The organism is Pseudomonas massiliensis (assembly GCF_000826105.1).
Taxonomy (GTDB): Bacteria; Pseudomonadota; Gammaproteobacteria; order Pseudomonadales; family Pseudomonadaceae; genus Aquipseudomonas; species Aquipseudomonas massiliensis.
The window spans coordinates 869,648-881,551 of record NZ_CCYK01000007.1 but is presented as its reverse complement, the minus strand read 5'-3'; the positions used below and the strand labels follow the sequence as shown (position 1 = coordinate 881,551).

The window sequence follows — 11,904 nt, the reverse complement described above, 5'->3', positions numbered from 1 at the left end:
GGCCTGCTCCTTCAGTTGTTATAGAGGTCGATGATGGCGCTCACAGCCTGTGTCTTCACCTTGGCCATGTCATTGCGAGCCGTGTCGATCTTGCTCAGGTAGGCTTCGTCCACGTCGCCGGTGACATACTTGCCGTCGAACACCGCGCAATCGAAATGATCGATCTTCACCTTGCCGCCACCCACCGCGTCGATGAGGTCCGGCAGGTCCTGGTAGATCAGCCAGTCGGCGCCGATCAGGTCCGCCACTTCCTGAGTACTGCGGTTGTGGGCGATCAGCTCATGGGCACTGGGCATGTCGATGCCATAGACGTTCGGGTAACGGACCGCCGGCGCGGCGGAGCAGAAGTACACCTTCTTGGCCCCGGCTTCGCGGGCCATCTGGATGATCTGCTTGCAGGTGGTACCGCGCACGATGGAGTCGTCCACCAGCATGACATTCTTGCCGCGGAACTCCAGCTCGATGGCGTTCAGCTTCTGCCGGACCGACTTCTTGCGGGCCGCCTGGCCCGGCATGATGAAGGTGCGACCAATGTAGCGGTTCTTCACGAAGCCTTCGCGGAACTTCACCCCAAGCTGGTTGGCCAGCTCAAGGGCGGAGGTGCGGCTGGTATCAGGAATCGGGATGACCACGTCGATATCGTGTTCGGGGCGCTCGCGCTGAATCTTCTCGGCGAGCTTCTCACCCATGCGCAGGCGAGCCTTGTAGACGGAAATACCGTCGATGATCGAGTCCGGCCGCGCCAGGTAGACATGTTCGAAAATGCAGGGCGCGTAGTGCGGATTGGGGGCGCACTGGCGGGTATGCAGCTTGCCATCCTCGGTGATGTACACGGCTTCGCCCGGCGCCAGGTCGCGGATCAGGGTGAAGCCCAGCACGTCGAGGGCCACGCTCTCTGAGGCGATCATGTACTCCACACCTTCATCGGTGTGGCGCTGGCCGAACACGATGGGGCGGATGGCGTTCGGGTCACGGAAGCCGACGATGCCATAGCCGGTGATCATGGCCACTACCGCGTAGCCACCCCGGCAGCGCTTGTGAGTATCCTTTACCGCCGCGAACACATCCTCCTCGGTGGGCTGAAGCTTGCCGCGCACCGCCAGCTCGTGGGCGAACACGTTGAGCAGCACTTCGGAGTCCGAACTCGTATTCACGTGGCGCAGGTCCGAGGCGTAGATCTCCTTGGCCAGCTGCTCCACATTGGTGAGGTTGCCATTGTGGGCCAGCGTGATCCCGTAGGGGGAGTTCACGTAGAACGGCTGCGCCTCGGCCGAGGTGGAGCTGCCCGCCGTGGGGTAGCGCACATGGCCGATCCCCATGTGGCCCACGAGGCGCTGCATGTGCCGCTGCTGGAACACATCGCGCACAAGGCCGTTGTCCTTGCGCAGGAATAACCGGCCATCGTGGCTGGTCACAATACCGGCAGCGTCCTGGCCGCGATGCTGCAAGACGGTTAACGCGTCATACAGCGCCTGATTGACGTTCGACTTACCGACGATACCGACGATGCCACACATGCGACACAACCCCTACTTAGTGAACCTGAACGGACCCTTGCTGCGCCGCTTTCGGCGTCGGCAGAAGGTGCTCCTTGAACGGAATCTCGACCGGCGAGGTAACCCCGGCCGCCAACCACTGACTGCTCATCCCCAGAACGAGATTTTTCGACCAATCGGCGACAAGAAGAAAACGAGGCAACAGCTGCGATTGTTGCCACCAAGGGTCCTGCTGGACCGGCCCCAGGCTCATCAGCCCCGCGGCGATCACTACCAGCAGCCCGCCTCGGGCAGCGCCGAAGACCATGCCCAGGAAACGGTCGGTTCCCGAAAGACCGGTGACACGGATCAACTCGCTGATCAGGAAATTCACCATGGCCCCGACCAGCAGGGTAGCCACGAAAAGAATGGCGCAACTGGCGATGACACGGGCCGAGGGGGTCTGGATGTAATTCTCCAGGTACGGGGCCAGGCCGCCGCCGAACATCCAGGCCACGGCGCCCGCCACTATCCAGGTAAGCAGCGAGAGGGCTTCCTTGACGAAGCCGCGCTTCAAGCTGATCAACGCGGAGATGGCGACGACCGCGATGATCGCCCAATCGACCCAGGTGAATGCCACTTTTCGGCCTACAGACAGATAAGGCCGCGCATTTTAGCAGAGAGGAAGGTTCCGGTTAAGCGGCATTCACCATGACAGGCATCGCCCTATCGCCACTGACCGCCGGGCCTGGTCTAGCCCGGCACCCACGTTCAGGCGCGTTCAGGCTCGAAGCGAACCACGAAGCCCTTGAGGTTCTGCTGCCGATTGATGACGTCGCGCACGCGCTCGGCCTCGGCGCGCTCTATCAACGGGCCCACGAATACCCGGTTCTTGCCCTCGGAAGACCGCACATAGGCGTTGTATCCCTGGGCGCGCAGGGTTTTCTGCAGCGCATCGGCACCGGCCCGGTTGGACAGGCTGGCCAATTGAACCGACCAGCTGACCGGGACGCCATTGCCGTCGAGCTTGTTGGCTGTATCGGTCTTGGCCACCGCAGCCGGAGCTGGCGTCGCGGGGGCCGCGGCTGGGGGGCCTGGGCCGAGGCCCGGGCCGTGACGTGAACAGGCGGTTGGGCGGGCGGCATGGCCACGGGCGCCTGGGCAGGGGGCTCACTGGCCACTGCCGCTGTCGGGGCGTCCGGAACGGCGGCCGGCTGCACCTTCACATCCGGCACCACCGGAGCGGCAGGCGCCGCGGGCGCGTCCACACGCACCTCGCGCAACTCGTCAGGGCGACTGAAGAGCATCGGCAGGAACACCACCGCCAGTGCGATCAACACCAGGGCTCCAACCATGCGCTGCTTGAAGACGTTATCCAGCAAAGCCATCGACGGCTACCTCCAGGCCGTGTCGCTCGAGCCACTGCAGGGCATCGGCGACACAATAGAAAGATCCGAACACCAGTATCTCGTCGTGGGCGCCCGCCTGCTCGCACTGGTAGGCCAGGGCATCCTCGACACTGCCATGTGACGTTACCCGAGCGCCAAGGTTCGCCAATGCGCTGTCCAGTTCGCTGGCAGGCCGGCTTCGCGGCGAGGGCAGCGGCGCCACCGCCCAGTCACCGAGGCAGGGCAGCAGCGGCTCGACCACGCCGGGCAGGTCCTTGTCGGCGAGCAAGCCGAACACAGCGTGCCGATTGGCCGGAGCGGCTCCGCCAGCCAGACGCCGGCTCAGGTATTGGGCGGCATGGGGGTTGTGGCCAACGTCGAGCAGCAACCTCAAGGGCTTGCCGCGCCAGTCGATGCAGCGACGATCCAGGCGGCCGGTGACCCGGGTGGCGAGCAGGGCCTGGACGATCTCGGCCTGCCGCCAGGGCAGCGCCAGCAGGGCAAAGGCCTGCAACGCCAGCGCGGCGTTCTCCATGGGCAGGTCAAGCAATGGTAGATCGCTCAACGCCAACGCTTGTCCGTCAGTGCCCTGCCCTCGCCACTGCCAGGCGGCATCGCCCATGGTCAGATCGAAGGCGACCCCGCGTACGAGCAACGGGCAACCCTTGGCCTGGGCGACGTCCACCAAGGGCTGTGGTGGTGAGGGATCGCCACAAAGCGCTGGGCGACCGGGCCGAAGAATGCCTGCCTTCTCGAAGGCAACCGATTCCCGGGTATCCCCCAGCCATTCGGCATGATCGATGCCGATGCTGGTCACCAGCGCCAGATCGGCGTCGATCAGGTTTACCGTATCAAGACGCCCCCCCAGGCCAACCTCAAGTACCACCGCGTCGAGGTTCGCCGAAGCGAAGAGCCAGAAGGCCGCCAGGGTGCCCATTTCGAAATAGGTAAGCGTGGTGTCGCCACGGGCGGCCTCGACGACCTCGAAGGCGGCGCACAGCTGCGCATCGCTGGCTTCACGACCATCGAGCCGCACCCGCTCGTTGTAGCGTATAAGGTGCGGCGAACTGTATACGCCTACTCGCAAGCCTTGCCGTGCCAACAGGCTGGCCAGGAACGCACAGGTGGAACCCTTGCCATTGGTGCCAGTGACCGTGATGACCCGAGCTGCCAGTGGGCCCAGTTGCAGCCGGTCGAGCACCTTCCGGGAGCGCTCCAGGCCCATGTCGATCGCCACGGGGTGAAGCTGCTCCAGGTAGGTCAGCCAGTCGGCCAGGCTACGAGGCTTCATACCTCGACAGGCGCGGGCTCTGCCGACGGAGCGGCGATCACGGCCTGGCCGGGGGTTGGCACGTTCATCATCTGGGCCAGCAGGCGGGCCAGGCGCGGGCGCAACTCCTGGCGGTCGATGATCAGATCGATGGCGCCATGCTCCAGGAGGAATTCGCTGCGCTGGAAGCCTTCGGGCAGCTTTTCACGCACGGTCTGCTCGATGACCCGTGGACCGGCGAAGCCGATCAGCGCCTTGGGCTCGCCCACGATCACGTCGCCGAGCATCGCCAGGCTGGCGGATACGCCGCCGTAGACAGGATCGGTGAGCACCGAGATGAAGGGCAGGCCTTCTTCGCGCAGCCGGGCCAGTACGGCCGAAGTCTTGGCCATCTGCATCAGGGAAATCAGGGCTTCCTGCATGCGTGCCCCGCCGGAAGCGGCAAAGCAGATCATCGGGCAACGGTTCTCGAGGGCATGATTGGCCGCGCGCACGAAGCGCTCGCCGACGATGGCGCCCATGGAACCTCCCATGAAGCTGAACTCGAAGGCGCTGGCCACCACCGGCATGCCCATCAGGGTACCGCTCATGGAGATGAGCGCATCCTTTTCGCCAGTCTGCTTCTGCGCGGCGGTGAGGCGATCCTTGTACTTCTTGCCGTCGCGGAATTTCAGGCGGTCGACCGGCTCCAGGTCCGCCCCCAGCTCCTCGCGACCGTCGGCATCCAGGAAAATGTTGAGCCGCGCGCGGGCACCGATGCGCATGTGGTGGTTGCACTTGGGGCAAACGTCGAGGGTTTTCTCCAATTCCGGGCGGTACAGCACCGCCTCGCAATTCGGGCATTTGTGCCAGAGCCCCTCGGGCACCGAACTCTTCTTCACCTCGGAACGCATGATCGAAGGGATCAGTTTGTCTACCAACCAGTTGCTCATGCCTGTTTCTCCAGTAACTGGGCGACCCGATCGCGGGCCGGGCCGGGGACCAAGGGGCCGCCACGGTCATTCAAAACCAGGGGAGCGCCGGCGCGCCTCACCCTCTCGAAAAATACGCAAGCGCGCTCGGGGACCACCCAGGCGCGCTGAAGAATTACGACGGCGGCTCCGCCGCCGCCGTCACATTGCCATCCAGGGCGGTTCAATCCCGGGAACGCACGGCCTTGACGAAGGCCTCGACACGATCGGCATCCTTGATGCCCTTGCTCGCTTCAACCCCGCCACTGACGTCGACTGCATAGGGCCGCACGCGCTCGATGGCTTCGCCGACGTTTTCCGGCGTGAGACCGCCGGCCAGGATGATAGGCTTCGGCAGCCCGGCGGGCACCAGGTTCCAATCGAATGCCAGGCCCGTTCCGCCAGGCACGCCTTCGACATAGGCGTCGAGGAGCAAGCCGCTGGCGTGACGGTAATGCTCACAGGCCGCGGCGATGTCATCCCCGGGCTTCACGCGCAGGGCCTTGATATACGGACGCTCGTAGCGCTGGCACTGCTCGGGGGTTTCGTCGCCGTGAAACTGGAGCAGGTCGAGGTGAACCGCGTCCAGGGTTTCGTTGACCTCGCAGGACGATGCATTGACGAACAGCCCTACCACCGTCACGAACGGCGGCAGCGCGGCGATGATCTCCCGTGCCTGGCGTACATTCACCGCGCGCGGGCTTCGTGGATAGAACACCAGGCCTATGGCGTCGGCCCCGGCGCGGGCCGCGGCCAGGGCGTCCTCGACGCGGGTAATGCCACAGATTTTGCTGCGAACGGCGGCCATGACGCTACTACCTCCAGCTGTTCGAAAAGTCGGGGGATGGTAGCAGAGGTGCCGGCCCGCGTCAGCTTGGCAGGTCGGCGAAGCCGGTAAGGAAGTGTGGCCCGATATAACGATCAGGCAACGCATAGGCCTGGGGATACTCCACGCTAACCAGGTACAGTCCATAGGGATGAGCGGTGACTCCACCCTGGCGCCGCTCTCGGCCTTCGAGCACTTCCCTGGCCCAGCTCACCGGTTTGTCGCCACTGCCGATGGCCATGAGCACACCTGCCAGGTTACGCACCATATGGTGAAGGAAGGCATTGGCGCGAACGTCGATGACGATCATCTGGCCATGACGGGTTACCCGTAGATGGTGCAACTGCTTGATCGGCGACTTGGCCTGGCACTGACTGGCGCGGAAGGCACTGAAGTCGTGGGTGCCGAGCAGCGGCGCGGCCGCCTCGGCCATGCGCGCGACGTCCAGGGGCCGGTGATTCCAGGTCACTTCTTCACCCAGGTGCGCGGGACGTATCGGGTCGTTGTAGATGACATAGCGATAGCGACGGGCTACTGCCTTGAAACGCGCATGGAAGTCCGCCGGCATCGGCCTTGCCCAGGTGACACTGATGTCATGGGGCAGCTCGGCATTGGCCCCCATTACCCAGGCGCGCTCTGGGCGAACCGCCTGGGTATCGAAATGCACCACCTGCCCGCAGGCGTGCACGCCGGCGTCGGTGCGTCCGGCGCAGAGTACCGAGACCGGGCTGGCCGCTACCCTGGATAAGGCCTTTTCCAGGGTTTCCTGCACGCTGCGCACGCCGTCGGCCTGGCGCTGCCAGCCTTTGTAGCGCGAGCCCTTGTATTCCACCCCGAGGGCAATGCGGCTGTAGCCCGCCGCGGCCACTTCATCGACCGCGCTTTCGTAGATATCCACCAACTCAACAACCCATCTTAGGAAACGACGACGGCAGCCCGGGAGGCTGCCGTCAACGGAATTGCACTTGAAACTAGCTCAGGGCGGCGAGCATCTGCCGCGCCTCCTTCTGTTGAGCCACCGTGCCTTCCTTGAGCACTTCGTCGAGGATGTCCCGCGCGCCCTCGGCATCGGCCATCTCGATATAGGCGCGGGCCAGGTCCAGCTTGGTGGTAACTTCATCGGAGTCAGCCAGGAAGTCGAATTCGTCGAGCCCGCCGGAAGCGCCACTGCCATTATGCAGGCCGTTGCTGGCTGACGCCTCGCTCAGGCTGCGAGACAGCTGGTCGAGCTGGGAATTGACGTCGCTCACATCCGAGGCGAAGCGGTCCTGATCATCCTGCTGCTCGTCCGAGAGAGACAGATCGAAGTCATCCAGTGGATCGCGCTCTTCCTCCGCCTCCGCCGGGGCGGCAGACTCGGGAAGTTCCTGCTCGGTCAATGCTTCAGCCTGGACCGACTCCAGTTCTGGAGCGGGCTCGCTGGCGCGTTCGGCCGCGCTCTCTCGAAGCAAGGTGTCGAAGTCTGGCGTATCGGTGGCCGCCGCCAGGCTTTCCGGCGTGGCGGCCTCCGCTGGCTCACGCACGGGGGCCGGCGTTTCCGGCGCGGTTTCGATGCCGTCCAGGCTCAGGTCGAAATCCGTATCGAACACATCGCCGATAGGTTCAGGCGCACCGGCATCGTCCTGCAGCAGGTCCTTGACGTATTGGGCGTCAAGCTCTGCGGCAACGGCCGCCGCGCTCAGCCCGGCGGCGAGCCCGGCCATGGCCGGGAAGCGTGACTTGAGCTCTTCGACGCGCGCCTGGTTGGCCCCGTCGGCCATCAGGCGACGCTCCTGGGCCACGAAACCATCACGGTCACCTTGGTGAGCGTAGGCCTCCATCAGTTTCAAACGCAAATCGCTGCGCTCGGGCTCGGCTTCGCTGGCAACTTCAAGTATGTCGGCGGCTCGCGTGTACCGCCCATGAGCCATGTGCTCCTCGGCCTGGGCCAAAGGGTCATCCTCGGCCGGCGACACCACCAGGGAGGCGACCGAAGGTACATCGCTCACCGGGGCCGGGCGGCTGGGACGTTCATAAACGGGCGGCGCGGCCGCGGCCGCGGCGGCAGCCGCCGAGGCCGCGACCATTGCCGGCGACAGGCGCACCGAGGGCGCGGCGGTGCCAAGCCCTTCGAAGCTGGTGGCGGGCAAATCGAAGTCTTCAGCGCGCATGTCCTGGCTCTCGGCCAGCTCTCGTGCCATGCGCGCGTGCCGCTCCGACTCTTGTTGGGCCTTTCGTCGGCGGGCCAGCAGCCAGGCGGCCAGCAGCAGCGCGGCCACGGCCACGCCGGCGGCAGCGCCTACCAGCCAGGGATTGCCCTCGTCTTCCTGGGTACCGTCTGGCGCAAGCGCCGGGGCTGCCGCGGTCGGGTCCGGCGACGGGGTTGGCGTCACCTGCGCCGCGTCGCCAGGGGCCGTTGCACTTTCCGGGGTCGCGGGAACGCTTGGCGGTGGTGTCAGCTCGGCATTGATAGCTGGCGCCGGTTCAGGCGCCGCGGCGTTGTCGGATGGCTGGACCGTAGTAGCGTCGGGCGACCCGGCGAGCCCTTGCAGGCGGGCCAACTGATCGCTCTTGAGTTGCAGCAGCCGCTGGGCCTTGTCCAGCTGGCTTTGCAGATCGGCCAGTCGGCTTTGTAGCTCGCCGTTTTCGCGACGGGTGCTGTCCAGGCTTTCCTGGGTCACCGCCAGCTTGTCCGCCAAGGCCTTGCTGTTATCAGACGCTGGGCCATTGCCGCGTCCCTGTGCGTTTTCACCGGAAACCAGGCGCAGGTTATCCTGCTGAGCCGGGGCCGGGGCCGTGCCGGAGCCGTTGCGCTGGGTAGCGTCAAGTTGCTGAGCTCGCGGCCCCAATCGGCGACCCTCGCGCCAGGCGGCGTTCTGCCGCGCCACCTCGGCCACGGCCTGGGCCTGTGGCAATGCGGTGGCGTCGCTGGCATCCGGCAGGCGCAGCACCTGGCCGGAGCGCAGACGGTTGATGTTGGCGTCCTGGAAGGCGTCCGGGTTCAAGGCCTGAATGGCGAGCATGGTCTGCTGAACCGAAGCTTGCTGGCGGTAGCGGGCAGCGATTTCCCAGAGCGTGTCACGGTTGCCGGTCTTGTATTCGCGGGCCGCTGGGCCAGGCGCGCTTACCGCTGGGGTGGGCGCGGGGGTCACCGCTGCCTGAGCGGCCTGGGGCGAGAACCGGGAAGGGTCGACCAGCACGTTGTAGTCACGCAGCAAGCGGCCACTGGGGTAGATCACCTGAACCAGAAACTTGACCAAGGGCTCGGGCAAGGGCGCCGCCGAGGTCACCTGGATGACACTGCGACCGCTGGGGTTGATCACAGGTGTGAAGCTGAGCTGGTTCAGAAAAGCCTGGCGGTCCAGCCCGGCGCGAGCGAACTCCTCGGGGGAAGCGAGGCTGGGCACGATTTCCGGCGCGGTCAGCGCGGCGACGTCGCGTAATTCGATTTCCGCCACCAGGGGCTGGTTGGCGGCCGACTTCAAAGTCAACTCACCCAGTTCCAAGGCTTGCGCCAGCCCGGAAGACAGCGTTGTTGCCGCGGCTATCGCCAAGACCAGTTTGCGAACTTGAACCATGGCCAGATCCTTTTGTGCGTGCCGGACGAGCGTCGTCGTTCGTGAAAACTTTTACAAAGTATGCCCAAGTATCTTTTACGAAAGGCCTTTTATCAACAATTCCGCCAGTTGTACCGCGTTGAGGGCCGCGCCCTTGCGAGCATTGTCCAGGGTAAGCCAGAGGCTGAGCTCGCACGGGGCGTCGATGCCCGAGCGTACCCGGCCTATATACAAAACGTCCTGACCTACCGCATCGCCCACCGCGGTGGGGTAGTCCTGCGCCCCGGTCCACTCCACTCCGGGCGCTCGCTCCAATGCCTGGCATACCGCCTGCAGGTCGACGGGCTCGGCGGTGCGTACTGTCACGCTCAGACTATCGCCGAAAAACACGGGTGCCTGGATGCAGCTCACCGCCACATTGAGTAAAGGCATTCGTAGCAGTTCGCGCAATTCACGGTGAGCACGTTTTTCCAGTGCCAGGTGACCCGCCGCATCCGGAGTGCCAACCTGGCCCAACAGGTTGAAGGCTACCTGCCGGTCGAATAGCTGGGGTTCCAAGGGGCGCGCATTGAGCAGTTCGGTGGTTTGCCGAGCGAGTTCCCTGACCGCCTCGCGACCTTGGGCAGACATGGGCAGGCAGGCGGTCACCGTCAGGTGCTCGAGCGTCAGCAGATGGCTCAGGGGCGATAACGCCAAGGCCACCGCCGTGGCGATACTCCCTGGGGTGCCCAGCCGTTGCGGCCAGGGCGCTTCGCCCAGCTCGTGGCCGTTGATTTCCGGTACCACCACGGGCACGCCACCGGCCGCGGCTAGGTCGATCACCGTGCAACCAGCCTTCGCGGCCATCTGCGCGCAAGCCTCGCTCACCGCTTCAGTGGCGCAGAAAAACGCCAGGCCTACCTGGGCAAAATCGAAACCGTCCAGTGCCTTCACCCGCAGGTTACGACCCTGGAAAGGCACGGACTGCGCCACCGAGGCCTGGCTCGCCAACAGATGAAGCTGGCCTACCGGGAAATTACGCTCCTCGAGTACCTGTACAAGGGTTTCGCCTACGGTGCCGGTGGCGCCAACAATGGCGATATCCAGGGTATCGGGCATGAATCGTTCTCCAGAACAAGGGTGTCATTGTCCGGGCCCGGAAATGAAAAACGCGGCTGACGGCGACCTTCCCATGGAAAGCCACCAGCAGCCGCGCCGGCCCGGCGGGTACAAGCGCTTCATATGCGCCAACGGCTGGAGGAGCCCGCGGATCGAGCTCGCCGCGCCGGCCGTGGCCCTGGAAGCCGCGATCAGCGTTCCAGCAGGATGCGCAACATGCGCCGCAACGGCTCGGCCGCGCCCCACAGCAACTGGTCGCCGACGGTGAAGGCGCCCAGGTACTGCGAACCCATGTTCAGTTTACGCAGGCGCCCAACCGGGATGTTCAGGGTACCGGTCACCTGGGTGGGGGTCAGTTCCTGGATGCTGGCCTCACGGTGGTTCGGCACCAGTTTCACCCAAGGGTTGTGCTGGCTGATCATGCCTTCGATATCGGCCAGGGGTACGTCCTTGTTCAGCTTGATGGTCAGCGCCTGGCTATGGCAACGCATGGCACCGATGCGCACGCAGATACCGTCCACCGGCACCGGGTTCTTGAAGCGGCCGAGAATCTTGTTGGTCTCGGCCTGGCCCTTCCACTCTTCACGGCTCTGGCCGTTGGGCAATTCCTTGTCGATCCAGGGAATCAGGCTGCCGGCCAGGGGTACGCCGAACTGCTCGGTAGGGAAGGCCTCGCCACGCATGGCGGCCGCCACCTTGCGGTCGATGTCGAGGATGGCGCTGGCCGGATTGGCCAGGTCATCGGCCACGGCCGCCTGGGTGGCGCCCATCTGGCGAATGAGTTCGCGCATGTTCTGAGCACCGGCACCGGAGGCGGCCTGGTAGGTCATGGCGCTCATCCACTCCACCAGGCCGGCTTCGAACAGGCCACCGAGCCCCATGAGCATCAGGCTCACGGTGCAGTTGCCGCCGATGTAGTTGAGGGTGCCGGCGTCCAGTTGCTGGTCGATCACCTTGCGGTTGACCGGGTCCAGCACGATGACCGCGTCATCCTGCATGCGCAGGGTGGACGCCGCGTCGATCCAGTAACCCTTCCAGCCCGCCTCGCGCAGCTTGGGGAAGACTTCGCTGGTGTAGTCGCCACCCTGGCAAGTCAGGATCACGTCCAGGCTTTTCAGTTCGTCGATGCTGTAGGCATCCTTGAGGGGCGCGACATCCTTGCCCACGGCGGGGCCCTCGCCACCTACGTTGGAGGTGGTGAAAAACACCGGTTCGATCAGGTCGAAGTCCTGCTCCTCCAGCATCCGCTGCATGAGCACGGAACCGACCATGCCGCGCCAACCGATCAGACCTACACGTTTCATCGCAACTACACCCTTGAAAAAAGTGGGCCGCCGCCCTTGCCGAATCGCGGCGGGCCC

The 11,904-nt window shown here is 64.9% G+C and carries 9 protein-coding genes and 1 pseudogene; all 10 read right to left on the bottom strand.

Features of this window, described 5'->3' with window-relative positions; all coding sequences use genetic code 11:
- Positions 1-11: 11 nt before the first annotated feature.
- On the bottom strand, positions 12-1,517 hold the full coding sequence (purF, locus tag BN1188_RS14945; RefSeq protein WP_040262224.1) for an amidophosphoribosyltransferase: 1,506 nt from the start codon (positions 1,515-1,517) through the stop codon (positions 12-14).
- Between the two features lie 16 nt (positions 1,518-1,533).
- Positions 1,534-2,115: a CvpA family protein gene (locus BN1188_RS14940; RefSeq protein ID WP_040262223.1), complete on the bottom strand. Its 582-nt coding sequence runs from the start codon at positions 2,113-2,115 to the stop codon at positions 1,534-1,536.
- 131 nt (positions 2,116-2,246) lie between these two features.
- A pseudogene (locus BN1188_RS14935) lies at positions 2,247-2,863 on the bottom strand (SPOR domain-containing protein).
- A complete protein-coding gene (gene folC, locus BN1188_RS14930) occupies positions 2,847-4,154 on the bottom strand; it encodes a bifunctional tetrahydrofolate synthase/dihydrofolate synthase (RefSeq protein ID WP_040262222.1) in 1,308 nt (435 codons plus the stop codon). The pseudogene BN1188_RS14935 and the gene folC overlap by 17 nt, the downstream one beginning before the upstream one ends.
- Entirely contained in the window at positions 4,151-5,065 is a 915-nt protein-coding gene (gene accD / locus BN1188_RS14925; RefSeq protein ID WP_040262221.1) for an acetyl-CoA carboxylase, carboxyltransferase subunit beta, read from the bottom strand. The genes folC and accD overlap by 4 nt, the downstream gene beginning before the upstream one ends.
- 202 nt (positions 5,066-5,267) lie before the next feature.
- A complete protein-coding gene (locus BN1188_RS14920) occupies positions 5,268-5,891 on the bottom strand; it encodes a phosphoribosylanthranilate isomerase (RefSeq protein WP_040262220.1) in 624 nt (207 codons plus the stop codon).
- Positions 5,892-5,952: 61 nt separating this feature from the next.
- Positions 5,953-6,807 (bottom strand): tRNA pseudouridine(38-40) synthase TruA, encoded by an 855-nt coding sequence (truA, locus tag BN1188_RS14915; protein ID WP_408633607.1) that lies wholly within the window; start codon positions 6,805-6,807, stop codon positions 5,953-5,955.
- A gap of 73 nt (positions 6,808-6,880) precedes the next feature.
- Positions 6,881-9,466: a motility hub landmark protein FimV gene (locus BN1188_RS14910; protein ID WP_040262218.1), complete on the bottom strand. Its 2,586-nt coding sequence runs from the start codon at positions 9,464-9,466 to the stop codon at positions 6,881-6,883.
- 75 nt (positions 9,467-9,541) lie between these two features.
- Positions 9,542-10,543 carry an aspartate-semialdehyde dehydrogenase gene (locus tag BN1188_RS14905; protein WP_040262217.1) on the bottom strand — a complete coding sequence of 334 codons (1,002 nt, stop codon included), beginning with the start codon at positions 10,541-10,543 and terminating at the stop codon, positions 9,542-9,544.
- Positions 10,544-10,734: 191 nt separating this feature from the next.
- Positions 10,735-11,847: an aspartate-semialdehyde dehydrogenase gene (gene asd / locus BN1188_RS14900; protein ID WP_040262216.1), complete on the bottom strand. Its 1,113-nt coding sequence runs from the start codon at positions 11,845-11,847 to the stop codon at positions 10,735-10,737.
- Positions 11,848-11,904: the final 57 nt, after the last annotated feature.

Coding starts and splice junctions, on each gene's coding strand:
- purF (WP_040262224.1), bottom strand. CDS start 1,517: ATGTGTGGCATCGTCGGTATCGTCGGTAAGTCGAACGTCAATCAGGCG.
- folC (WP_040262222.1), bottom strand. CDS start 4,154: ATGAAGCCTCGTAGCCTGGCCGACTGGCTGACCTACCTGGAGCAGCTT.
- accD (WP_040262221.1), bottom strand. CDS start 5,065: ATGAGCAACTGGTTGGTAGACAAACTGATCCCTTCGATCATGCGTTCC.
- BN1188_RS14920 (WP_040262220.1), bottom strand. CDS start 5,891: ATGGCCGCCGTTCGCAGCAAAATCTGTGGCATTACCCGCGTCGAGGAC.
- BN1188_RS14910 (WP_040262218.1), bottom strand. CDS start 9,466: ATGGTTCAAGTTCGCAAACTGGTCTTGGCGATAGCCGCGGCAACAACG.
- BN1188_RS14905 (WP_040262217.1), bottom strand. CDS start 10,543: ATGCCCGATACCCTGGATATCGCCATTGTTGGCGCCACCGGCACCGTA.
- asd (WP_040262216.1), bottom strand. CDS start 11,847: ATGAAACGTGTAGGTCTGATCGGTTGGCGCGGCATGGTCGGTTCCGTG.